The 24,435-nt window shown below is 68.7% G+C and carries 18 protein-coding genes; 10 read left to right on the forward strand and 8 right to left on the reverse strand.

What is annotated here, in order from left to right:
* The first annotated feature begins 1 nt into the window (after window position 1).
* Window positions 2-313 (forward strand): WXG100 family type VII secretion target, encoded by a 312-nt coding sequence (locus ACZ6ZN_RS31630; protein ID WP_369193424.1) that lies wholly within the window; start codon window positions 2-4, stop codon window positions 311-313.
* A 1,060-nt stretch (window positions 314-1,373) separates the two neighbouring features.
* Here the strand turns inward: ACZ6ZN_RS31630 and ACZ6ZN_RS31635 are convergent.
* The 6 genes from ACZ6ZN_RS31635 to eccCa are packed head-to-tail and all read right to left on the reverse strand — an operon-like array spanning window position 1,374 to window position 11,735.
* The gene (locus tag ACZ6ZN_RS31635; RefSeq protein WP_469651551.1) at window positions 1,374-3,638 is read right to left on the reverse strand and encodes a DUF6571 family protein; all 2,265 of its coding nucleotides are present in this window, start codon (window positions 3,636-3,638) and stop codon (window positions 1,374-1,376) included.
* Between the two features lie 26 nt (window positions 3,639-3,664).
* Window positions 3,665-4,078: a hypothetical protein gene (locus ACZ6ZN_RS31640; protein WP_469651553.1), complete on the reverse strand. Its 414-nt coding sequence runs from the start codon at window positions 4,076-4,078 to the stop codon at window positions 3,665-3,667.
* 44 nt (window positions 4,079-4,122) lie between these two features.
* Window positions 4,123-5,517 carry a type VII secretion-associated serine protease mycosin gene (mycP, locus tag ACZ6ZN_RS31645; protein WP_469651555.1) on the reverse strand — a complete coding sequence of 465 codons (1,395 nt, stop codon included), beginning with the start codon at window positions 5,515-5,517 and terminating at the stop codon, window positions 4,123-4,125.
* Window positions 5,518-5,547: 30 nt separating this feature from the next.
* Window positions 5,548-7,080, reverse strand: coding sequence for a WXG100 family type VII secretion target (locus tag ACZ6ZN_RS31650; RefSeq protein WP_469651558.1), 1,533 nt, complete (start codon window positions 7,078-7,080; stop codon window positions 5,548-5,550).
* A 56-nt stretch (window positions 7,081-7,136) separates the two neighbouring features.
* On the reverse strand, window positions 7,137-7,718 hold the full coding sequence (locus ACZ6ZN_RS31655) for a hypothetical protein (RefSeq protein ID WP_469651560.1): 582 nt from the start codon (window positions 7,716-7,718) through the stop codon (window positions 7,137-7,139).
* Window positions 7,719-7,778: 60 nt separating this feature from the next.
* Window positions 7,779-11,735 carry a type VII secretion protein EccCa gene (gene eccCa, locus ACZ6ZN_RS31660; protein ID WP_469651561.1) on the reverse strand — a complete coding sequence of 1,319 codons (3,957 nt, stop codon included), beginning with the start codon at window positions 11,733-11,735 and terminating at the stop codon, window positions 7,779-7,781.
* 162 nt (window positions 11,736-11,897) lie between these two features.
* On the opposite strand from eccCa, the gene eccD reads away from it, so the two are divergent.
* The 6 genes from eccD (at window position 11,898) to ACZ6ZN_RS31690 (ending at window position 19,258) form a co-directional block, all read left to right on the forward strand.
* Window positions 11,898-13,367 carry a type VII secretion integral membrane protein EccD gene (gene eccD, locus ACZ6ZN_RS31665; protein ID WP_469651562.1) on the forward strand — a complete coding sequence of 490 codons (1,470 nt, stop codon included), beginning with the start codon at window positions 11,898-11,900 and terminating at the stop codon, window positions 13,365-13,367.
* Window positions 13,368-13,796: 429 nt separating this feature from the next.
* Complete coding sequence (gene rpsO, locus ACZ6ZN_RS31670) at window positions 13,797-14,084, forward strand: 30S ribosomal protein S15 (RefSeq protein ID WP_286065081.1); 288 nt, start codon at window positions 13,797-13,799, stop codon at window positions 14,082-14,084.
* A 327-nt stretch (window positions 14,085-14,411) separates the two neighbouring features.
* Window positions 14,412-16,631, forward strand: a complete 2,220-nt coding sequence (locus tag ACZ6ZN_RS31675; protein ID WP_383504171.1) for a polyribonucleotide nucleotidyltransferase — start codon at window positions 14,412-14,414, stop codon at window positions 16,629-16,631.
* Complete coding sequence (locus tag ACZ6ZN_RS31680) at window positions 16,628-18,007, forward strand: M16 family metallopeptidase (RefSeq protein ID WP_469651565.1); 1,380 nt, start codon at window positions 16,628-16,630, stop codon at window positions 18,005-18,007. Before ACZ6ZN_RS31675 ends, ACZ6ZN_RS31680 begins: the two co-directional genes overlap by 4 nt.
* A 29-nt stretch (window positions 18,008-18,036) precedes the next feature.
* Window positions 18,037-18,789, forward strand: coding sequence for a 4-hydroxy-tetrahydrodipicolinate reductase (gene dapB, locus ACZ6ZN_RS31685; RefSeq protein WP_469651567.1), 753 nt, complete (start codon window positions 18,037-18,039; stop codon window positions 18,787-18,789).
* Window positions 18,790-18,802: 13 nt separating this feature from the next.
* Window positions 18,803-19,258: a hypothetical protein gene (locus tag ACZ6ZN_RS31690; protein ID WP_398106247.1), complete on the forward strand. Its 456-nt coding sequence runs from the start codon at window positions 18,803-18,805 to the stop codon at window positions 19,256-19,258.
* Window positions 19,259-19,346: 88 nt separating this feature from the next.
* On the opposite strand, the gene ACZ6ZN_RS31695 is transcribed toward ACZ6ZN_RS31690, so the two are convergent.
* Window positions 19,347-19,901 carry a hypothetical protein gene (locus ACZ6ZN_RS31695; RefSeq protein WP_469651569.1) on the reverse strand — a complete coding sequence of 185 codons (555 nt, stop codon included), beginning with the start codon at window positions 19,899-19,901 and terminating at the stop codon, window positions 19,347-19,349.
* Between the two features lie 111 nt (window positions 19,902-20,012).
* Window positions 20,013-20,252 carry a hypothetical protein gene (locus ACZ6ZN_RS31700; RefSeq protein WP_369193406.1) on the reverse strand — a complete coding sequence of 80 codons (240 nt, stop codon included), beginning with the start codon at window positions 20,250-20,252 and terminating at the stop codon, window positions 20,013-20,015.
* A gap of 178 nt (window positions 20,253-20,430) precedes the next feature.
* Here ACZ6ZN_RS31700 and thyX point away from each other — a divergent pair, with 178 nt between their 5' ends.
* From thyX to ACZ6ZN_RS31715, 3 genes are all read left to right on the forward strand, one after another.
* Window positions 20,431-21,171 (forward strand): FAD-dependent thymidylate synthase, encoded by a 741-nt coding sequence (gene thyX, locus ACZ6ZN_RS31705; protein WP_398106245.1) that lies wholly within the window; start codon window positions 20,431-20,433, stop codon window positions 21,169-21,171.
* A gap of 210 nt (window positions 21,172-21,381) precedes the next feature.
* Window positions 21,382-22,281: a 4-hydroxy-tetrahydrodipicolinate synthase gene (gene dapA / locus ACZ6ZN_RS31710; protein ID WP_398106244.1), complete on the forward strand. Its 900-nt coding sequence runs from the start codon at window positions 21,382-21,384 to the stop codon at window positions 22,279-22,281.
* Window positions 22,282-22,434: 153 nt separating this feature from the next.
* Window positions 22,435-24,120, forward strand: coding sequence for a ribonuclease J (locus ACZ6ZN_RS31715; protein WP_398106243.1), 1,686 nt, complete (start codon window positions 22,435-22,437; stop codon window positions 24,118-24,120).
* Window positions 24,121-24,435 lie beyond the last annotated feature (315 nt).

Genomic DNA, 24,435 nt, shown 5'->3' on the forward strand with positions numbered 1-24,435 from the left:
CATGAGCGTCAACTACGACCGCACCGCCGTCAATTACGACACGGTCACCCAGGCCGCGATCGACGTCCGCAAGACCGCGCGCGAGCTGAACGAGGGCCTCGAGACCCTGATGCGCAAGGTCAAGGCGGTCGCCGAGACGTGGGAGGGCGAGGCGAAGACCGCCTACGGCGAGATCCAGCGCAGCAGCAGCACGGAGATGGACCAGATGTGCCAGAAGCTGGCCCGCATCGCCCAGCTCCTGGACGACTCGGTCCTCGGCTACCAGGACACGGACAAGGGCAACGCGGCCCGCTTCCGCATGCTGATGAGCTGACGCGGGGCACACCGCGCCGAACGGCGAAGGGCGGCGGCCTCGGGCGGCCGCCCCTCCCACACGTGTCCGCTCGAACACGCCCCGGCAGACGGGTCCGCGTGGCGCCTGGTCGAGGCATCGACGAGGCGGTATTCGCCGCGACCGTCTTAAGAACTGGTCAGCGGCTGTGCTTGACGGGCGTTACCACCATGCTTCGGGGGCGTCGAAGTCGCCCCGTGCACCGCCGATTCCTCATCTGGTCCCGGGCCGGTGTGGGAAGACATGCATCTCTAACCTGCGGCGTTGGCTGCGGGGTAAGCACATCGGCGTCCGCATCGCCCGCGAAGGCATCGACTTCGCAACTACCTGGCCTTTCTCGGGCTGGCATCCACACTCTGATGCTACAAACGGTTCCCCAAACTGGGCCTGTAGGACTCGGTTTAAGGAGTGGATGACTTCCTGGGCAAGGGTGTCATAGTGCTCGGTGCCGGGAACGTAATGTCGTTGTCGCACTTTAGTTGATCGGCCATCTCAGAAGCTGAGCGGAAAAGCGTGCGAAGCCGCGATTGCACTGAAAGGTTTAGACGCTCGTAGATGCTTCCTATTACGAATAGAGGGCTGCGGCGGCCGTCTATCTCGCAAGGAAACACTACGTCAGCACTGTCGGCCTCGACTGTTGCTTGCATATTCCCATCGAGTACGTAGGCTTTGAAAGAGCTGTAGCTGCGCTTAGCGGTCTCATCAAATAGTCGCTCACGACCCGGCTTGAAGGTAATGCTGAACCCCTTGCCCCGCGCCCATCCGCTAGTGTCATCGATTGTCAAATTGCATGCATACGCGAGGTGGTCATCATTTAGTACGATTTTGGCAGCGGCTGGATGAGAGAACTGGGAATCGGACTCCTTCACGTACAAAGACTCAAAATGCTCACTCTTCTCTGCTTCTCTCGTAGTGACCCTGTCCAGTACGTTGCCGCAAGCTTGGTTTATGGCTTCCTTGCCGTGCAGCACACCGTCACTTCCGCAAGCCGCACAGAAATTGACCAACAGGGTCGTGGAGAGCAGCAAAGGCTTGAACCGAATCACCGGCGACCTCCATCGGTGCGATTTGCATTGTTGGCGCCCCGGTCATAGGCGTTCAGGACGTCATCGGTGTAATCTTGACCGTTGTATTGCTGCATATGAATCAGTGCCGGTCTAGTTGCCCGAAATCGTCCCAGCTCTGAAAATCGACTTTCCGACATTCGGTTCTTGTTCGAGAGGTCAACCTCCTTTTCTTTCGTTTCACGGTCGATCTCAATACCCCACTGTGTTTCGACCGCGCCACTGGCACCCTCGACCAGAGTAGGGACGACAAAGGCAGCCGCTGCCGCAGTGGTGGGCCCAGCCAAAGGGAGCAGAATCAGCCCTGTAGCTAGCCCTGCACCCTGACTGATCCCGAACTTTTTCCACTCTGCCGACTCGGCGAGTTTATCGTTTATCTTGTCGGTTTGATCGCCGAAATTTTTGTCCACATAAGAGAGTCTGGCCTCATCAAGGATGCCGTGAACATGGCCACCATTCGCGAGGGCTTTGCGGGCTGAATCGGCGTCGCTGTGATGCGCGTCCAGAGCGCCAAGTGTGAATGCTTGCTGCGCCGAGGATAGGATCGTATATCCCCCCTCATGCTGAGCAACGTTGTATAGGTACTTGCTTGCAGTCTCATAAGAAAGGCTCAAGTGGCCAGTGCTCGTGTACTGATAAATCTCATCGCGTCCCAGGTAAGATCCCCTGCCTCCTTCGTCCATAGTGGACCAATTTAGATCGTCCATGTAGCCTGCCGCCATTCGGGCAAGGCTATCTCCGATGCCAGGTCGATCATTAACAAATTCCATGTCTTCGGACACGCCGACCACGATTTGTTCCATAATGTTGGCGGTGCGGTTGTCGCGCACCACTACGCCGTCCGAAGCGTCATACGGCACACCGAGCGTAGCGGCTTCTAGGGCATGGCCGAACTCGTCATAGCCGTAACCTCGACTGTCTTCGGCGAACGGATTGGCATTCGGCCACTCGCGCTCCAGCAGATGCTGCAGATGTGGATTCCGCTTATCGGTGTCCCAATCTGAGGAGTAGAAGAAATTCTTTGCTGCCTGTGAATTGTGGCCCAACGCTTCCAGATAGCCGGCCATCGGATCCATGCCGTGGTCGTTCCCGGAGCCGAAGTTGAGGAAGGGGGAGGGGTTGCCGTCCGCTCGCCAAAGTTCGTTCGGCTTCTGATCCTTGTGTTCCTTCTCGTACCCGATCAGCTTCTCGCCGTACGCATTCAGGAACTCGGCATCGTAATTCCCGTAGCGCATCAGGCTGCTCATCACCTGGAAGCCGTACGGCCCGTCCTGGGTGACTCCCCGCTTCATGTCCAGGTAATTGACCTGCTCGCTTCCCAGGGCGATGACGTCGTGCTTCCACTTGTTCATGGCCTTGCTGTCCGAGTGCGAGGCCGTGGCAAGCGTGTAGCTCAGTGACTTCTGGATGGCTGCGGATGCCTTGGTGTGCGCATCGCCCGTCTGCACACGGTCGGCGATGCGAGTCCAGAGCTCCAGCGTGCCCGCAGCGCCCAGGCGGGTGGCGAACTTCTCGGCGAAGTAGGGGTCCCCTTCATGGCGGGCCATCAACTGGTTGATGCGGCGGAGGGTTGCAAGGTCCAAGGGCTCGTCGGCTCCAGCCAAGGCCAGTTTGCTCTTGTCCCCGATGAGTCCTTCAAGCTCCTTGAGGTCCTCGTCAGCCTTTTTCCGGCCCTTTTGGGCATCCACGATGCTGCCGTAGCTGTTGGGATTGAAGCCCTTGCCTCGCCCGTTGACATCCTGACTCAGCGCCCAGGAAAGTGTCTCGTCTGCTTCTTGCGCCGCATCGATCGCAGATCGGATGCTCTCTCTGTAGGCTCTGAGCGTGTCTTGATAACTCTTGTTCAGCGCACCAATGTGTTCCGTCGGGGTGTCCTTGGGCGGATCGAGGTACACATCGCCGTTCGCATTGATCGACACGTAGTCATCGGATTCGATGTCACGCTTGAGCGTTCGCAGCTTGCTCTGTGAACGGGTGAAGATTTCGTGCGCATCGTCCAGTAGCTTGTGTATGTCCCCGGCTTCATCCGCTGCGGCGGTGAGCTGCTTGCCCACGATTTCGACCTTGTCGAGTGCGGCTTCAGCCCCGGCACCCTGCCAGTTGGATCCTTCCAGGTCCTTCTGGACGGTGTTGCCGTACTGTGTGTGTACCTTCCGGAACTTGCCAGGAAGTGTGCGCCACTTGTCCACGGCGTCGGACAGCGCCGTAAAGTCAGCATCGAGAAGCGTTTGGTAGTCGAGCATCGTTCCTCGTTCAGCAGAAGGTCGTACTACTTGAGCTTCTCGCGGCCATGGCGAGATTTCTCCCGCTGTTCCCGCGCCGCGTACTCCGTTGCACTGGTACGAAGAGTGCCGGCGATGTCGTTCTTGAGCAGGCTGTCCACGTACTGCATCTGGCTTTTCCACCGTGTCATGAATGTGGAGAGGGCAGAGGCGGATTTGAATCCCTTAAGACTCGGGCCGACTTGGTCGGTTTCCTTAGCCGCATCGTTGTCCGCCTTCATGAAGGCTTCGCGCACTGTGTCGGTGTTCGTGGCGCGCTTCCTCAGGAAGTGGGAGTCCGCGACGAGCTGCTTGCCTCCTCCGTCACCTCGCTCCGCCGGCAGCTGATTCAGCTGCATGCTGCTCTGCTGCCGGGCTACCGCGGTGCTGCGGGCCTGCCCCCACATCTCATCGAACGACACGGTGGTTCCTCGATCCGTCGGCTGAGCGGTCGGCTCGCGCCGTGTCAGCCGTGCTGGTCTGGGCTGTGGGTTCCGCCACGAGGGAAGGGATCGGCGGCATGACCCTGGGGCGGGTTGTGGGGGTAGTACTGCTGCGGGTGGCCGTAAGGGGAGTACGGCGGCGGCGGGGGCAGTGGCGGCGATGCCTGGTTCGCTCGTCGGCGGCGTGTGCGCAGGACGGCGAGGGTGACCGCTATGCCGATGACGACGGCGGCTCCGGCTCCCGCAGCGACCCACCACGTGACGTCTTCGTCGTCACGTGCCTCAGAAGCGGCCGTTTCTCTATGTCCAGCACCCGTGGTCGGTGTCTCGGAGTCGCTGGGTGTGGAAGCTTCCGCTGAGGGAGATGCGGCGGCCGCGGCGAGGTCCGGCAGGGGGTACTTGTCCGCCGGGCCTGGATCACCTGGAGTCTTGAGGGCCACGCGAGGCCGCACAGTGCCGTAGCCGACGGAGTCGGTGCGCTCGTCGCCATTCTTGGGCTTGCCCGCCGTGTTCAACAGTACCCGGAGCACCTGATGGTTGGTCCAGTCAGGGTGCTTTGACCAGACGAGGGCTGCAGAAGCAGAGACCAGGGCTGTGGCTGAACTCGTACCGCTCCCGATACAGATCTGCGTGCCACCTGCACAGGCACTGACGATGTCCCGTCCGGGCGCCATCAGGTCGACCTGCGGCCCCCTTTGCGAGTTGGGGAGCGCTTTGGCTTCCTTGTCGGAAGCACTCACGCCGACGACGCCCGGAGTTGCAGCAGGGTAGTAGAGGAAGTTGGACGTATTACCCGTGTTGCCGACGGCCGCAAAGACCAGTTTGCCTTTGCCGATAGCGTACTTGACAGCTTCTGACAGCTCCGGTGTTGAGACGTTGCGGCGGCCGGAGGCATTGGGTCTGCCCACGGAGATACTGATGATCTGGGCGTCGGAGTCAGCCGCGTACCGGATTGCCTTGGTCATGGCGCGCGAGTACTCCGCTCCGCCGTCGACCTGCCCGAACTTCTCCGTGGCGTATCTCATACGGATGGGAAGAATCTTGGCGCCCGGAGCTAGACCGAAGGACCCGTCCAGCGATCCACGCGCACCGGTCGCCGCGATGAGCGCTGCCATTCCAGTTCCGTGCCCCTCCAGATCCGTGTGTTCGTCGCCGCGCTGGTCGGAGTAGTCCTTGCCGTCCAGCACTTGCCCCCGCAGATCGGCCACCGAGTCGTCGACACCAGAGTCAATGACTGCGACGGTCACACCGCGGCCGGTGCTCACCTTCCACATCTCCTGGGCGCGCATGGCATCCAGGTGCCACTGCTTGGCACGGACGGACTCAGCATGGGCCGGCATCGCGGAGATGCCCACCAGCAGCAGGCCAAGGACGGTTGCTGCGGCCGAGCGCCGCGTACGCATACCGCTGGTAGGCATAGGGCTTCCTTAACGCGGGGGATTACGGGATCAGTCGACGACACGGGGTAGCGGACGGACATCCGGCCGAACCCAGGTCTCACGTTCTTCCGTCAGGTAGTCCGGTCGCTGCCCTCGGTCTTCCCCTTGAGGTTCTCTGCGCGGCGTCGGAGGCTGACCGAGACGTGATCCTATGGCAGCACGGCTTGACGCTGCGTCCCTCGGAGATACGTCAGATGCCCTCGTGCGTACCAGACCCGACCCGCCGGGCGTGAAGGGCCGAGCGCCGCCGCGACCCGGCTGGACCGGGCGGTTGCCGACTGCCCCGCCACTCTCAGAGGCCAGACGCCTACCTCCCACGAGGCCGTTCTGGCCGGTGACGCCGCTACCGCCTGCCGTAATGCCGGGGGAACCACTTCGGCCCATGGGTGCTTGGCTCTGACCAACCCGTCCTTGTGCGCTCTCGGCACCGATGAGCGTGCCGCGAGGCACGCCGGGCTTCGTAGCGTTCGGACCGGGCAACACCGGGCGCCCTCCGACAATCCCGGCACTTGGCGTTCTTGGATTGCCGACCGTGCCGTTTTGCCCAAGTCCTTGCCCTGGCAGATATGGCCCGCGGGCAGATGAAGGGCCGGAAGGCGGTGACAGGGGCACCGGAGTCTTGGCTCCGACGCGGCCTGCGGTGGTCGGAGCCGGCAGGACAGGCAGCGTGGGAAGCGAGGATTCGGGATGGGAGACGCCCGCAGCCTGTGGGACTGCTGTGGTCGCACTTGCGCGAGGTGTTTCCGGCATGACGGTCGCAGCATCGATGTCCATCATCACGGGGCCGGAATGAACGGATCGCTCGGATTCACGCGGAAGCGTGACCGGGGCTGCGACTGCATCCGCAGCTGAGGCGGTGCGAGCAGACGAGCCCCCTTGTTCGGCGGAGTCTCCGTACGCGGGGTCGGCCGCGGTCGACCCCGCCCCGTTCGGTGAACTGCCGGACAAATAATGGCCGGGTCGCTGCCAATCCGAGGCATTGAGATGCTCGGCCGGAGGCGAGAACGTAGGCGGTTCCACCCCATTCACCTGCTGCGCCGAATACTCATACGTCTGCGCCAGCTTCCGCAGCTGCTGGATCGCCTCCGCCCGCGCCGCCTCCATACGCTGCTGCGCCGCCGTCGCGTCGGACTGGGCCGTCTGCGCGAGCTTGCGGGCGTCGGGGTCGTTGCGTGCGCCCGGCTCCTGCGTCGTGGCGAACGCCTTCCGCGCGTCGGCCAGGTCCGCCTTGGCCTGGGTGGTCTCGGACGTGGCCGGCATGGCCGCCTTGGCCTCGGCCACCGCCTGGGCCACCGTGGCCATCCAGCGGGAGGCGACCTCCGCGTACTGGCCCAGGCGCAGGGTCGCGGCCGCGCTCTGCCCGCCCCAGTCGCGGAAGGCGTCGCCGCCCTCGCCCTGCCACTCCAGTCCCTTGACGTACGTCATGAGGTCGTCGCCGATCTTCGTGATCGTCGACGAGGCCTTGGCGAGCTTCGTCGCGAGCTGGGACGCGCCCGCCGAACTGGCCGACTCCAGCAGCGCCGCCAACTGCTCGTGCGTCATGGACTCGAAGTCCGTACGCCCCGGCTGCGGCGTCCCGCGGCCCGTCTGCCCGGCCATCAGTACTCTCCCCCCTCGGTGGTCGAAGGCTCCGGCGTGCCGGCCGCGCCACCCGTACCGGTCCCACCGGTCCCACCGGCCCCACCGGTACTACCGGCCCCGCCGGTCGCATCCGTCGTACCGGCCGGCCGTTCCGCGTAGGGGTCGCGCCCCGCCACGTAGTACTTCTCCGCCTCCGCGTTGACCGCCCTCATCCGTGCCTTGATGTCCGCGTCGAGGTTCTCGTAGCCCACCCGCGACGCGTGCACCGCCAGGCCCATGCTCTCGATCTGTGTGCCCAGGGCCTTGGACAGCTTCTCCAGTTCGTCGTGGACGACGGCGTACGAGTCGTAGAGGAACTGTGCCTCCTTGAACTCGGCGGCGCCCAGCTGGGCGCGCTGCAGGCGGTCCTGGCCGACCTTGGCCGGTGCCGCCTCCGACTCGTCCAGTTCCCGCAGCAGGGCGTCGACGCGCTTCTTGAAGCCCGCCATGGCCTTGTGCTGGATGTCCAGCGCCATCGCGGGGTTCACCCCGGACAACGTGTCGAACGCCTGGCCCGTGTCCGGCGCCCCGCCCGTGCCGCCGCCCCCGTGCGAACTCACCTCTGCAACCTCCCCGTTCCCTTCCGGACGCCCCCGTCTCCGCGCCCGGACCCGATCACCCTAGTGCCGTTGCGGTAGCAAGCCCACTTGAATCAGCGGCGTCCCGCGCTTGCGTGACACGAACACGCCACGTCCGGGAGGCATGGGACGCGCCCGCACGTTGCCCAGGATGTCGCCCTCGCTCGGATCACCCGAAAGGATCACGCCCTGCGCGCCGAGCTCCTTCAGCCGCTGCAGGAAGGACTCGTACATCGCCCGCGAGGCGCCCGCCGAGCTGCGCGCGACGATGAACTTGACGCCCACGTCCCGGGCGAACGGCAGGTGCTCCACGAGCTGCGCCATCGGGTTGCCGGAGCCCGCCGCGACGAGTTCGTAGTCGTCGACGACGACGAACAGCTGGGGGCCGCTCCACCAGCTGCGGTCCCGCAGCTGCTGCGGCGTGATGTCCGGTTTGGGCGCGCGCCGCTCCATGAACTGGCCGATGGCGTCCATGTGCACCTGCATGGCCGACGCCATCGGCGCGTACTCCAGCAGGTGTTCCTCCGACACCGCCTCCAGCATGGTGCGCCGGTAGTCCCCGACGACGATGCGCGCCTCGGCCGGGGTGTAGCGCTCGGCGATCTGCTTGGCGATCAGGCGCAGCAGGTTGGTCTTGCCGGACTCGCTGTCACCGAACACGAGCAGGAACGGGTCCGTGTCGAAGTCGACGAAGACCGGTTCCAGGCCGGCCTCGTCGATGCCGATCGCGATGCCGTGCTGCGGGAACTCGAACCCCTTGGGCAGCTGGTCGGCGGGCAGCTTGCGCGGCAGCAGCCGTACCGTCGGGGCCGGTGGCCCCTGCCAGCCGCCGCGCACCGTCCGCACGAGTTGAGCCGTCGCCTCGGTCAGGCTGTCCGCCTCGGACAGCGAGTCGATGCGCGGCAGTGCGGTCATGAAGTGCAGCTTCTGCGGGACCTGGCCGCGTCCCGGCACGCCCGCCGGCACGTTCAGCGCGACCTTGCGGTCGAACTCGGAGTCCATGGCGTCGCCCAGCCGCAGCTCCAGCCGGCCCAGGATCTGGTCCTTCAGGGCCGCGCGCACCTCCATGTAGCGCGAGGCGGACAGCACGACATGCACGCCGTAGCCCAGGCCGCGCCCGGCGATGTCGTGGACGACGCCTTCCAGCCCTTCGTAGTCGTTGCGGAAGGCGCCCCAGCCGTCGACGACCAGGAAGACGTCGCCCCAGGTCTCGCCGGGCAGTTCACCGGCCGCGCGGCGGCGCCGGTAGGTGGCGATCGAGTCGATGCCGTTGCTGCGGAAGAACCGCTCGCGCCGGTTGAGGATGCCCGCGACCTCCGCGACCGTCCGCCGCACCCGCTCGGGGTCGAGCCGGGACGCCACCCCGCCCACGTGCGGCAGGTCGTTCACCGCCGTGAGGCCGCCCCCGCCGAAGTCCAGGCAGTAGAACTGCACTTCGTGCGGTGTGTGGGTGAGCGCGAACGAGGAGATCAGCGTGCGCAGCAGGGTGGACTTGCCCGACTGGGGGCCGCCCACCACCATCATGTGCCCCGCCGCACCCGAGAAGTCCTGGTACAGGACGTCGCGTCGCTGCTCGTACGGCTTGTCGATCAGTCCCAGCGGGACCGTCAGCCCGCCCAGTCGCGTGTACTCGGCGGCGTGCGCGCCGCGTTCGCGGGTCACGGCCACCGCGGGCAGCAGGTCGTTCAGCGCCGGTGCCCGCTCCAGCGGCGGCAGCCACACCTGGTGCGCCGGCACGCCCTGCCCCTCCAGGCGCTGCACGATCACGTCGAGCACGGTGTCGGCGAGGGCGTCGTCCTCCCCGCGCGGCTGCGGGTCCTGCCCCGGTTCGGGCGCCGCGTACGTCACCGGCACGGCAGCCGCCGTGAACAGCGCGGGCCGCCGCTCCACGGGCAGCCGGCCGGCCGAGGCCTCCGGGCCGCCCGTGCGGTACACGCCGGACACGTAGGCGGCCTTGAACCGCACCATCTCGTCCGTGCCGAACTTGAGGTAGCCCGAGCCGGGCACGGACGGCAGGTGGTAGGCGTCCGGCACGCCGAGCGCGGCACGGGACTCGGCGGCCGAGAAGGTGCGCAGGCCTACGCGGTACGACAGGTAGGTGTCCAGGCCGCGCAACCGGCCTTCCTCCAGCCGCTGGGAAGCCAGCAGCAGATGGACGCCCAGCGACCGCCCGATGCGGCCGATCTGGATGAACATGTCGATGAAGTCGGGCTTGGCGGTGAGCAGTTCGCTGAACTCGTCGATCACCAGGACGAGGGACGCGAGCGGCTCGAGCGGGGCTCCGGCGGCGCGAGCCTTCTCGTAGTCGTGGAGGTTCGCGTAGTTGCCGGCCGACCGCAACAGCTCCTGCCGGCGCTGCAGTTCGCCGCGGATGGCGTCGCCCATGCGGTCGACCAGGGTCAGGTCGTCGGCCAGGTTGGTGATGACCGCGGCGACGTGCGGCATCTGGGCCATGCCGGCGAAGGTCGCGCCGCCCTTGAAGTCCGCCAGCACGAAGTTGAGCGTCTCGGACGAGTGCGTGACCGCCAGTCCCAGGACGAGGGTGCGCAGGAGCTCCGACTTGCCGGAACCCGTGGCGCCCACGCACAGTCCGTGCGGCCCCATGCCGTCCTGGGCGGCCTCCTTCAGGTCCAGCATCACGGGCCGGCCGTCCTCGCCCACACCGATCGGCACGCGCAGCCGCTCCGGGGTGGACCGGGGCCGCCAGGTGCGCTGGACATCCACGGAGGCGGCGTCGCCCAGTCCGAGCAGGTCCGTGAAGTCCAGGTTGGATAGCAGGGGTTCGTCGTCGTCACCGCCGCCCATGCGCAGGGGGGCGAGCTGGCGGGCCAGCGCCTCGGCGGCGGCCGGCGACAGCGTGTCCGGCGTGCCCTCGTAGGCGATGCCGCCACCGGAGTCCAGCCACAGGCGGTCCGGGCGCACCACGACGGAGAGGTCACCGCGCGGCTGGTCCAGGTCACCGGCGACGACCTCCACCACGGTGACGCCCTGCAGCCCTTCGGCGGCGGCGAAAACCGAGGTGGGCGGCACCATGCCGCCGTCCAGCACCACCAGCACGTGCGGTTGGTCCAGGAGCGGGCGGCCGTCCCTGCTGAACCTCGGACGGCCCTCCAGCCGGGGTGCGAGCAGCGCCTCCAGCTCTCCGAGGTCGTCGCCGAACAGCCGCCGGGTGCCCGCCCCGTCCACCTGCCCGGCCACCTGGCTGTGCGGCAGCCACTTGGTCCAGTCCCAGCGCTCCACCGCCGCGGGCGCGGCGACCACGGCGACCAGCAGGTCGTCGGGGGAGTGCAGGGTGACCGCCTGCGTCACCAGCGCGCGGGCCGTGGACCGGGCGCACTCCGGTTCACCCGACACCGTGACGTGGTAGAAGGCGCGCAGCGACACCGCCACCGGCAGGGCGTCCAACTGGCCGTGCACGGTGAGGAACCGCTGCATGGCCCCCGCGCACAGCGGCTCCAGTTCGTCGACCGGCGCGGTGTCCGGCGCGACCAGGGGCGTGGCCAGTTGCTGCGGCCCCAGGCCGAGCCGCACCTGCCCGAAGTCGATATCACCGACGCGTCGTTCCCACACCCGGCTGCCCTCGGCGACCACGGCCCACAACTGGTCGGGGGCGGGGTGCAGGTACAACTGGGCGTCGCGCTGGCGCAGTGCGGTCCGCCGGATCCGGCGGCGCGTCTGGGCCAGGTACCGCAGGTAGTCCCGCCGCACGTCGGCCATTTGCCCCTGCGTACCGCGGCGGTAGCGGACGATCTGCGCGACCACCATGGCGGCCGTCGACACCAGCATCACCACGCCCATGATCCGCATGAACGGATGGGCGTTGGGGGAGGCGAAGTAGAACACCACCGACGAGCCCATGCCCAGCGTCGGCAGCACCTGCATGAGCACGCCCTCCTGCTGCCCGCGCGGCAACTCGGGAGGAGCTTCCAGTTGCAGTTCTTCCGAGGGCACTTCGGGCGGCAGCGCACGAGGCGGACGCTTGACGACGATCTGGCTCACCGAGGCCAATCCCCCTGCTCCGACGGGCGATTGCCCACCGGCACCCCCGTGGTACCGGCCCTCCCGCGCTGCCCGGTGATCCTACTCGGCACGACCGACGGCGCTTGTCGGTAGGGTGGCGCACCGCAGCGTACGCATCCGCGAAGCAGGGGGTCAGTGAAGGTGAGTACGACCACGGCAACAGGGTTCTGCCGAGTCACCGTCGTCGCGCCCGACAGTCGCATCGACGTGGCGCTGCCGGTGGACCTGGCCGTGGCCGAGGTCTACCCGGAGATCCTGCGTCTGACGGGCCAGACCCAGCCCGCCGGGACCCCGACGGGCTATCACCTGGTCCGCCGTGACGGGCGGGTGCTGGACGGGGCGCGCACCCTGGCCGACGAACGCGTCCTGGACGGCGAGGTGCTGAGCCTGCGCCCCTTCGCCGAGTCGCTGCCGCCGGCCGTCTACGACGACGTCTCGGACGCCGTCGCCTCGGCCGTGATCCGTGACCGCCACCTGTGGAGCGACGACCTGCTGCGCGCGGCCGGGCTGGCCGGCGGCGCACTGCTGGTGCTGCTGTGCGGGTTCGTCCTCTGGTACGCCGACCCGGTGCGCCACGACATGAGCGGACTGCCCGGCATCCTCGCCGGTGGCGTCGGCCTGCTCCTCACCGCGTTCGCCGGCGTCCGCACCCGCGTCTACGCGGACCGCGCCTCGGCGGCGGCCCTGGGACTCTCGGCGCTGCCGCTGCTCATGATCGCCGGCACCGGCATCGTCGGCCCGCAGGCGGGCCACGGACCGGGCAAGCTCCAGTTCATGCTGGGCTGCGTGACCGTGCTGGTGGCGTCCGTGGTGCTGGCCGCGCTGTCCCCGGCCTCGGACGCGCCCTTCGTGGCGGCGACCTTCCTCGCGGCGGTCGGGTCGCTGGTCACGTTCGTCGCCATCGTCGCCGGCGCCTCGGCCACGGCGGCCGCCGCCGTGTGCGCGCCCGCCGCGATCGGCCTGGTGGCCTTCCTGCCCGGCATGTCGGCGCGGTTCGCGCGCCTGCCCATCGGCTACGCCTCACCCCGCTCGGCCGCGCAGGACGACTTCGACCCGGACCCCGGGCAGGGCCCCGACGAGGAGCCGCTGGACGCCGAACGGATCGCGGCGCAGGCCAGGCGCGGGCACGAGATGCTGCTGGGACTGGTGGCCGGCACGGCGGCCGTCGTCATCGCCTCCGCGGCGGTCCTGGGCTTCTCGGACGACGTCTGGGGCCAGCTGCTGGCGCTGGCCGCCGGGCTGGCCATGCTGATCCGGGCACGGCTGTTCCGCTACACCTCCCAGGTGGTCTGCGTGCTGGTGGCGGGCATTGCGGCGATCGCCCTGCTGCTGCTCGGCCTCGCCCTGAACCCCCCGGCGGCGGCCCTGGCCGAGTTCGTGCTCCACGGCGACCGCGGGGCGCTGGACGCCCGTACGGTCTGGCTGACCGCGGCCGTCGCGGCGGGCGCCGCACTCCTCACCGCCGTCGGGCTCGTCGTCCCGCGCAAGGGCCTGTCCCCGTTCTGGGGCCGGTTCCTCGACCTGGCGGAGGGGGCCGTACTGCTCTCCCTGGTCCCGCTGTGCCTCGCCGTCCTGGGCGTCCTCACCGACGTCCGGTCCATGACCGGCTGACCTGAGACGATGTGCCCGGCGGCGGCCGGGGCCGCCCGGGGGTCCGCCACTGGTGGGCCGGGCCCTGCGAGGAGGCGCCCGGCCCACCCCGGTCACCTGCCCGGCCTCGGCCACCTGCCCGACCCCGGTCACCTGCACGCACCCGGTCACCTGCCCGGCCCCGGTCACCTGCCCGGCCCCGGTCACCTGCCCGGCCTCGGCCACCCGCCTGGCCCCGGCCACCTCCACGCACCCGGTCACCTGCCCGGCAAAGCCGCCCCTCACCGCCTGCTACCCTGGTCGACGGCCGTTTGTGTACGCACCCCCGGAGCGATCCCTCGCCCTGGAGGCCGCGCCCAGCGGATCCCCGCCTTCCGAGTCACGGAAGCTCCCCCGAGATGCAGACCGGGGGCACTCGGTGGCCCATCACAGACCTAATGAGGAGTACGCGTGCCGCTCGACGCCGCTACGAAGAAGCAGATCATCACCGAGTTCGGCCAGAAGGAGGGCGACACCGGCTCCCCCGAGGTCCAGGTCGCCATGCTCTCGCGCCGCATCTCGGACCTGACCGAGCACCTCAAGACCCACAAGCACGACCACCACTCGCGTCGTGGCCTGCTGATCCTGGTCGGTCAGCGTCGCCGCCTCCTGCAGTACCTGGCGAAGAAGGACATCCAGCGCTTCCGTGCGCTGGTCGAGCGCCTCGGCATCCGCCGCGGTGCGGCGGGCGCCAAGTAAGACGCCGTGAGGGGAGCGGTTCCCGGCAGGAAAAGGGAACCGCTCCCTTTGCCGTACGTGCGCAGTGTCACCCCTGCTTTGTAGTGTGGTAGCACGACGCAAGATGCGACACAGCGTGATACGTCCTCACCTCGGTGGGTACGGCGTATCACGTAAGACGAACGAGGAGAGGCGCGCCGAGCCGCCGCCGGTCCTCGGTAGTGGCCCCCGGGAGAAGAGATCCCCGGGTGCTTCGATCGAAGACCGGCCCGCACAGCACCGTGCGCCTCTCCGCAACCGTCCCCCTGCCACACGGGCAGCCGGGACGAAGACGAGGAGACATCACTAGTGGAGAACGAGACCCACTACGCCGAGGCCGTCATCGACAACGGCACGTTCGGCACCCGCACCATCCGCTTCGAGACGGGCCGCCTGGCCAAGCAGGCCGCCGGCTCCGCCGTGGCGTACCTGGACGACGACACCATGGTGCTGTCGGCCACCACCGCCTCCAAGAACCCCAAGGACCAGCTCGACTTCTTCCCCCTCACGGTGGACGTCGAGGAGCGGATGTACGCCGCCGGCAAGATCCCCGGCAGCTTCTTCCGCCGCGAGGGCCGTCCCTCCGAGGACGCCATCCTCACCTGCCGCCTGATCGACCGCCCGCTGCGCCCGTCCTTCAAGAAGGGCCTGCGCAACGAGATCCAGGTCGTCGCCACGATCATGGCGCTCAACCCCGACCACCTGTACGACGTCGTCGCGATCAACGCGGCCTCGGCGTCCACGCAGCTGGCCGGCCTGCCCTTCTCCGGCCCGATCGGCGGCGTCCGCGTCGCGCTGATCCGCGGCCAGTGGGTGGCCTTCCCGACGCACACCGAGCTCGAGGACGCCGTCTTCGACATGGTCGTCGCGGGCCGCGTCCTGGAGGACGGCGACGTCGCGATCATGATGGTCGAGGCCGAGGCCACCGAGAAGACCATCAAGCTGGTCGAGGGCGGCGCCGACGCGCCGACCGAGGAGGTCGTCGCGGCCGGTCTGGACGCCGCGAAGCCCTTCATCAAGGTCCTGTGCAAGGCGCAGTCGGACCTCGCCGCCAAGGCCGCCAAGCCCACCGGCGAGTTCCCGATCTTCCTGGACTACCAGGACGACGTCCTCGAGGCGCTCACCGCCGCCGTCCGCCCCGAGCTGGCCCAGGCGCTCACCATCGCCGGCAAGCAGGAGCGCGAGGCCGAGCTCGACCGCGTCAAGCAGCTCGCCGCCGAGAAGCTCCTGCCGGAGTTCGAGGGCCGCGAGAAGGAGATCTCCGCCGCGTACCGCTCGCTGACCAAGACCCTGGTCCGTGAGCGCGTCATCAAGGAGAAGAAGCGCATCGACGGCCGCGGTGTCACCGACATCCGCACCCTGGCCGCCGAGGTCGAGGCCATCCCGCGGGTCCACGGCTCCGCCGTGTTCGAGCGCGGCGAGACGCAGATCCTGGGCGTCACCACGCTGAACATGCTCCGCATGGAGCAGCAGCTGGACACGCTGTCGCCGGTGACGCGCAAGCGCTACATGCACAACTACAACTTCCCGCCGTACTCCACCGGCGAGACCGGCCGCGTCGGCTCCCCGAAGCGCCGCGAGATCGGCCACGGCGCCCTCGCCGAGCGCGCCCTGGTCCCGGTCCTGCCGACGCGCGAGGAGTTCCCCTACGCGATCCGCCAGGTCTCCGAGGCGCTGAGCTCCAACGGCTCGACGTCCATGGGCTCGGTCTGCGCCTCCACCATGTCGCTGCTGAACGCCGGTGTGCCGCTGAAGGCCCCCGTCGCCGGTATCGCCATGGGCCTGATCTCCCAGGAGATCGAGGGCGAGACCCACTACGTCACCCTTACCGACATCCTCGGTGCGGAGGACGCCTTCGGCGACATGGACTTCAAGGTCGCCGGCACCAAGGACTTCGTGACCGCCCTCCAGCTCGACACCAAGCTGGACGGCATCCCGGCCTCCGTCCTGGCCGCGGCCCTGAAGCAGGCCCGTGACGCCCGCCTCCACATCCTCGACGTGATGATGGAAGCGATCGACACCCCGGACGAGATGTCCCCGAACGCCCCGCGGATCATCACCGTCAAGATCCCCGTGGACAAGATCGGCGAGGTCATCGGCCCCAAGGGCAAGATGATCAACCAGATCCAGGAGGACACCGGCGCCGAGATCACGATCGAGGACGACGGCACCATCTACATCGGTGCCGCCGACGGCCCGGCCGCCGAGGCCGCCCGCGCCACGATCAACGGCATCGCCAACCCGACGATGCCCGAGGTCGGCGAGCGCTACCTGGGCACAGTCGTGAAGACGACCACCTTCGGCGCCTTCGTCTCCCTGCTCCCCGGCAAGGACGGTCTGCTGCACATCTCGCAGATCCGCAAGCTCGCCGGCGGCAAGCGCGTGGAGAACGTCGAGGACGTCCTCGGCGTGGGCCAGAAGGTCCAGGTCGAGATCGCCGAGATCGACTCCCGCGGCAAGCTCTCCCTGATCCCCGTGATCGAGGGCGAGGAAGGCGACGAGACGAAGAAGGACGACGCCGACCAGTGACGTCCCGTGGCTCCCAGGCGACGGCCCGCACCTCCTCGGAGGCGCGGGCCGTCGCCCGTACCCAAACCCTCATCAAGGGCGAGAACGGCATCGGCACCGTGCGCAAGACCACCCTCCCCGGTGGCCTGCGCATCGTCACCGAGACCCTGCCCTCGGTCCGCTCCGCGACCTTCGGCATCTGGGCGCACGTCGGCTCCCGCGACGAGACCCCGGCGCTGAACGGCGCCACCCACTACCTCGAGCACCTCCTCTTCAAGGGCACCCGCAAGCGCAGCGCCCTCGACATCTCCTCCGCCCTCGACGCGGTCGGCGGCGAGATGAACGCGTTCACGGCGAAGGAGTACACGTGCTACTACGCGCGCGTGCTCGACACCGATCTGCCGCTCGCGATCGACGTCGTCTGCGACATGCTGACCGGCTCGCTCATCCGTGAGGAGGACGTCGACGTCGAGCGCGGCGCCATCCTCGAAGAGATCGCCATGACCGAGGACGACCCGGGCGACTGCGTGCACGACCTGTTCGCGCACACGATGTTCGGCGACAACGCCCTCGGCCGCCCGGTCCTCGGCACGGTCGACACGGTCAACGCCCTCACCGCCGACCGCATCCGCCGCTTCTACAAGAAGCACTACGACCCGACCCACCTCGTCGTCGCCTGCGCCGGCAACGTCGACCACGCCAAGGTCGTCCGCCAGGTACGCGCCGCCTTCGACAAGGCCGGGGCCTTCCGGGACCTCGCAGCCGAGCCCGTCGCCCCGCGCGGCGGCAGTCGCGCGCTGCGCGCCGCCGGCCGGGTCGAGCTGGTCGGCCGCAAGACCGAGCAGGCGCACGTCGTGCTCGGCATGCCGGGCCTGTCCCGCACCGACGAGCGGCGCTGGGCCCTCGGCGTGCTGAACACCGCCCTCGGCGGCGGCATGTCCTCCCGCCTGTTCCAGGAGGTCCGCGAGAAGCGCGGCCTGGCCTACAGCGTGTACTCGTACACCTCGGGCTTCGCCGACTGCGGCCTGTTCGGCGTCTACGCCGGCTGCCGGCCCTCCCAGGTCCACGACGTGCTGAAGATCTGCCGCGACGAGCTCGACCAGGTCGCCGAGCACGGCCTCCCGGACGACGAGATCGCACGTGCCGTCGGCCAGCTGCGCGGCTCCACGGTCCTCGGTCTGGAGGACACCGGTGCGCTGATGAACCGCATCGGCAAGAGCGAGCTGTGCTGGGGCGAGCAGATGTCGGTCGACGACATGCTGGCGCACATCGCGTCGGTCACCCCGGACGACGTGCGCGCGGTCGCCCGCGAGATCCTGGGACGGCGGCCCTCCCTGTCGGTCATCGGCCCGCTGAAGGACAAACAGGCGGCCCGCCTGCACGACGCCGTCGCCTGACCCTCCCCCTGGTGAAAGAAGCACAAGAGATGAGCAAGCTGCGCGTGGCGGTCCTCGGCGCCAAGGGCCGGATCGGTTCGGAGGCCGTCCGGGCCGTCGAAGCCGCCGAGGACATGGAACTGGTCGCCGCCCTCGGCCGGGGCGACGCGCTGGAGGCGCTCACCGACTCCGGCGCCCAGGTCGCGGTCGAACTGACAACCCCCGACTCGGTCATGGCCAACCTGGAGTTCTGCGTCGGCCACGGCATCCACGCCGTCGTCGGCACCACGGGCTGGAACGACGAGCGCCTCGCGCAGCTGAACGGCCTGCTGGAGAAGTCCCCGGGGACGGGCGTGCTCATCGCGCCCAACTTCTCCATCGGGGCCGTGCTGACCATGAAGTTCGCCCAGCTCGCCGCGCCGTACTTCGAGTCGGTCGAGGTCGTCGAGCTGCACCACCCGAACAAGGTGGACGCCCCCTCGGGCACCGCCACGCGCACCGCGCAGCTCATCGCCGAGGCCCGCCGGGCGGCCGGCACCGCCCCGGCACCCGACGCCACGGCCACCGCCCTGGACGGCGCCCGCGGCGCCGACGTCGACGGCGTCCCGGTGCACGCCGTACGGCTGCGCGGCCTGCTCGCCCACCAGGAGGTCCTGCTGGGCGGCGAGGGCGAGACCCTCACCGTCCGGCACGACTCGCTCCACCACAGCAGCTTCATGCCGGGCATCCTGCTCGGCGCCCGCCGCGTGGTGACCACTCCGGGCCTGACCTTCGGCCTGGAACACTTCCTGGACCTGAACTGAGCCCCTGACCCTCATGCGCGCGAAGCTCACCTACGCCCTCACGGCCGCCGTCCTGGTCGTCTACTTCGTCCTGGTCGGGAGCCGCGGCGTCCTGCTCATCGAGACCGGCACGCCCCTCACCGTCACCTTCGGGGTGGCGGTGCTGATCCTGCCGGGCATCGGCCTGTGGTTCCTGTGGAAGAACACGCAGTTCGTCCGCCGGGCCAACGCCCTGGCGGCCGAACTCGACGCCGAGGGCGGGCTGCCCGTCGACGAGCTGAGGCGGACCCCCAGCGGGCGCGTCGACCGGGACTCGGCCGACGAGGTCTTCGCCCGGCGCAAGGCGGAGACCGAGGCCGCGCCCGAGGACTGGCGCACCTGGTTCCGTCTCGCCGTCGCCTACCACGACGCCCGCGACACCCCGCGGGCCCGCAAGGCGATGCAGCGCGCGATCGCGCTGCACGACGGCAAGCAGCCGGAAGCGGCCTGACCGACACACCCCCACATGCCGACACACCCCCACACGCCGGCGGGGCCGGACCGCATGACGGTCCGGCCCCGCCGGCATGACAAGGGGGTCAGTGCGGCCGGTACTCGTCGGCCCAGGCCTCCACGGTGTCCGCCGCCCGGTCGAAGGCCTCCGTGCGGCCCAGGAAGTCCGCGTCGTGGGTGCTCATCAACGGCGGCACGGCGTCCGCACCGGAACCCTGCCGCGCGAGCAGCAGGGCCTGACCCTGCACCGTACGCGGCAGCCCCAGCCACCGCACCGGCTGCTGCACCGTACGGACCGAGGAGACCTGCGCCCAGGGCGTCGTCCGCGTCGTGAAGAACGCGACGTGCCGCAGCCCCCGGGCGCTCACCCACACACCCATGCGCAACAGCCGCACGGCCGTGGCGATGACGAGCAGGGCGAGGCCGAACACCACGAGCGCCGCGGTGAGTTCGGCCGTCGCCGCGATGACGACCGCCGCGAACAGCACGAACGAGGCGAGCAGCAGCGCCAGCGCCGCCGTGCCCACCCGCCAGGGTCCGGGCCGGTACGGCCTCCGCCAGTGGTCACGGTCCTCGTAGGGGAGCGGAACGTCGTCCGTCGCCTCGAAAACGCGGTCGGCCGTCAGGAAGGGCAGGGGCACGGCGGGTCCTCACTCGATCCATGCGTGGGCTGTGCCCGGTGAGGCTACCGATCTGTGTCCCCGGTCACCACTGGCGGGGGGCCGGATGGGGGCGCGGCCCCGCGGGGCGGTTCAGCGCCGCTCGGAGGCCTGCGACTGCTGGGGCCGGTCGGCCGGATGGCCGGGCGACAGCGCGGGGGTCCCGATGACCAGGGACCCCACGAGCCCCGCGACGATCGTCAGGCCGAGCAGCCAGCGCCCGGCCAGCTCACCCGCCGACGGCCGCTCGGGCGGTGGGGGAGTGACATTGCTGCGGAACCTGTCGGCCTCGGCGACGAAGGCAAACGGTACGGGTTCACGCCGACCGAACATGGGGGGTGCGTCTCCTCTTCGGGGGTGCTATGGACAGCTGTCGTCAAGAGAGACGAACGAGCTCCCCCGCAGGTGCCCTGTTTCACCGACTTCATTGCGGCACGCCCCCGATCGCGCCCCTTCCGGCGAGCCGTAGAGTGGCGACGCCGAATGACGAGATGGGAAGGCCCTGCCGATCGTGACCGACACCCCCGCCGACGACCTCAAGCCCAGCTACCGCAGCGACGTCACCGTCGAGCTGGTCAAGCACACCGCGTCCGACGCGGACGTCCTGTTCGCCGCCCGCGTCTCCACCCAGGGCGAGCAGTCCCTGGACGAGCTGAGCAAGGACCCGGAGCGCTCCAAGGGCCTGATCAACTACCTGATGCGGGACCGGCACGGCAGCCCCTTCGAGCACAACTCGATGACCTTCCTGATCAGCGCCCCGATCTTCGTCTTCCGCGAGTTCATGCGGCACCGCGTGGGCTGGTCCTACAACGAGGAGAGCGGCCGCTACCGCGAGCTCCAGCCCGTCTTCTACGTCCCGGACGCGTCCCGCAAGCTCGTCCAGGAGGGCCGTCCCGGCAAGTACGTCTTCGTCGAGGGCACCCAGGCGCAGCAGGAGCTGGTCGGCCGGGTGATGGAGGACTCCTACCGGCAGGCGTACGAGGCGTACCAGGAGATGCTCGCCGCCGGCGTCGCCCGCGAGGTCGCCCGCGCGGTCCTGCCCGTCGGCCTCTACTCCTCGATGTACGCCACCTGCAACGCCCGCTCCCTGATGCACTTCCTCGGCCTGCGCACCCAGCACGAGCTGGCGAAGGTCCCCTCCTTCCCGCAGCGCGAGATCGAGATGGTCGGCGAGAAGATGGAGGCCGAGTGGGCCCGGCTCATGCCGCTCACGTACGCGGCCTTCAACGCCAACGGACGCGTGGCGCCGTAACGCGCCCCGGTTCGCCGATCAGGGACAGATGTACGGTTCAGCCGTGCGAAGTGTCCCGATTGCGGCATTTCGCGAAGTTCGCCTAGCCTGATCGAACGGGTCCGGCACTGCTTGAACCCCCGAGCAAGCAGTGCCGGGCTCCCCTTTGTCCGAACTTGTCGGCCGACCCGCGGGCAGACCCGGTCCTGAGCAACGAGTAGCGTGTAACCCATGGCTCCGACCTCGACTCCGCAGACCCCCTTCGGGCGGGTCCTCACCGCCATGGTCACGCCCTTCACGGCGGACGGCGCACTCGACCTCGACGGCGCTCAGCGACTCGCCACCCACCTGGTGGACGCAGGCAACGACGGCCTGATCATCAACGGCACCACCGGCGAGTCCCCGACCACCAGCGACGCGGAGAAAGCGGACCTCGTACGGGCGGTCCTGGAAGCCGTGGGCGACCGCGCCCACGTCGTGGCCGGAGTCGGCACCAACGACACCCACCACAGCATCGAGCTCGCCCGCACGGCGGAGCGCACCGGCGCCCACGGCCTGCTCGTCGTGACGCCGTACTACAACAAGCCCCCGCAGGAGGGCCTCTACCGGCACTTCACGGCCGTCGCCGACGCGACCGCCCTGCCGGTCATGCTCTACGACATCCCCGGCCGCAGTGGTGTCCCCATCAACACGGAGACCCTCGTCCGGCTCGCCGAGCACCCGCGCATCGTCGCCAACAAGGACGCCAAGGGCGACCTCGGCCGCGCGAGCTGGGCCATCGCCCGCTCCGGCCTCGCCTGGTACTCCGGCGACGACATGCTCAACCTCCCCCTGCTCTCCGTCGGCGCCGTCGGCTTCGTCTCGGTCGTCGGCCACGTGGTCACGCCCGAGCTGCGCGCCCTGGTCGAGGCGTACACCTCGGGCGACGTGCAGAAGGCCACCGAGATCCACCAGAAGCTGCTCCCCGTCTACACCGGCATGTTCCGCACCCAGGGTGTGATGACCACCAAGGCGGCGCTCGCCCTGCGGGGGCTCCCCGCCGGGCCGCTGCGCGCCCCCATGGTCGAGTGCGCGCCGGAGGAGATCGAGCAGCTCAAGCTCGATCTCGCCGCCGGCGGGGTACAGCTCTGACACCAGACTTCGCGCGGCCTCCGCGCACCTGCTTCACAACTGAATACGCGGGCCACCGGTGCCCGCACACCCCACACGACAACTGCTCATGCACGAACGTCACGCGCGCCACGTGCCACACCGGTACGTGGCGCGCGTGGTGAGGAGAGTCTTTTGAGTCATCCGCACCCCGAACTCCGCACGCCCCCGCCGCTTGCCGAAGGCGGCCTGCGTGTCACCCCGCTCGGCGGCCTCGGCGAGATCGGCCGCAACATGACGGTCTTCGAGTACGGCGGCCGCCTGCTGATCGTCGACTGCGGAGTGCTCTTCCCCGAGGAGGAGCAGCCCGGAATCGACCTGATCCTGCCGGACTTCTCGTCCATCAGGGACCGCCTGGACGACATCGAGGGCATCGTCCTCACCCACGGCCACGAGGACCACATCGGCGGCGTCCCCTTCCTCCTGCGCGAGAAGCCGGACATCCCGCTGATCGGCTCCAAGCTGACCCTGGCCCTGATCGAGGCCAAGCTCCAGGAGCACCGCATCCGTCCGTACACCCTGGAGGTGGCGGAGGGGCACCGCGAGCGCATCGGCCCGTTCGACTGCGAGTTCGTCGCCGTCAACCACTCCATCCCCGACGCGCTGGCCGTCGCCATCCGCACCCCCGCGGGCATGGTCGTCCACACCGGCGACTTCAAGATGGACCAGCTGCCGCTGGACGGCCGCCTCACGGACCTGCACGCGTTCGCCCGGCTCAGCGAGGAGGGCATCGACCTGCTCCTCGCCGACTCGACCAACGCCGAGGTCCCGGGCTTCGTCCCGCCCGAGCGGGACATCTCGAACGTCCTGCGCCAGGTCTTCGCCGGGGCGCGCAAGCGCATCATCGTCGCGAGCTTCGCCAGCCACGTCCACCGCATCCAGCAGATCCTGGACGCGGCGCACGAGTACGGCCGCCGGGTCGCCTTCGTCGGCCGCTCCATGGTCCGCAACATGGGCATCGCGAGAGACCTCGGCTACCTCAAGGTCCCGCCGGGCCTCGTGGTGGACGTCAAGACGCTCGACGACCTGCCCGACAACGAGGTCGTCCTGGTCTGCACCGGTTCCCAGGGCGAACCGATGGCGGCCCTGTCCCGCATGGCGAACCGCGACCACCAGATCCGCATCGTCAACGGCGACACCGTCATCCTGGCCTCGTCCCTGATCCCCGGCAACGAGAACGCGGTCTACCGCGTCATCAACGGCCTGACCCGCTGGGGAGCCAACGTCGTCCACAAGGGCAACGCCAAGGTGCACGTCTCCGGCCACGCCTCCGCGGGCGAGCTGCTGTACTTCTACAACATCTGCCGGCCGAAGAACCTGATGCCGGTGCACGGCGAGTGGCGCCACCTGCGGGCCAACGCCGAGCTGGGCGCCATGACCGGCGTCCCGCACGACCGCATCGTCATCGCCGAGGACGGCGTCGCCGTCGACCTCGTCGAGGGCAAGGCCAAGATCTCCGGCAAGGTCCAGGCCGGATACGTCTACGTCGACGGACTCTCCGTGGGCGACGTGGGCGAGCCGGCTCTGAAGGACCGCAAGATCCTCGGCGACGAGGGCATCATCTCGGTCTTCGTGGTCATCGACTCGTCGACCGGGAAGATCACCGGCGGTCCGCACGTCCACGCCCGCGGCTCGGGCATCGAGGACTCCGCCTTCGGCGACGTGATCCCCCGGATCACGGAGGTCCTCGAGCGCTCCGCCCAGGACGGCGTGGTCGAGCCGCACCAGCTCCAGCAGCTCGTGCGCCGCACGCTGGGCAAGTGGGTCTCGGACAACTACCGGCGCCGGCCGATGATCCTGCCCGTCGTGGTGGAGGTCTGACGGCCCGTCGGGCCTGAACCCGGACCAACTGGGAGCGGGGCGCCTCGATTTGCATCGAGGCGCCCCGCTCCAGTACGTTTACAACTCCTCCCGACGGGGCACCCGACTCAGCTCAGGCTCAGCGGCTGCTTCCGACCGGGAAGGGAAATCCGGCTCAGAAACTTCTGATAAAGTCGGAACCGCCGGAAAGGAAACCGCGAGAGCGGAAACCTGGAAAGCGCCGAGGAAATCGGATCGGAAAGATCTGATAGAGTCGGAAACGCAAGACCGAAGGGAAGCGCCCGGAGGAAAGCCCGAGAGGGTGAGTACAAAGGA

Source organism: Streptomyces sp. NPDC053665 (genome assembly GCF_055585285.1).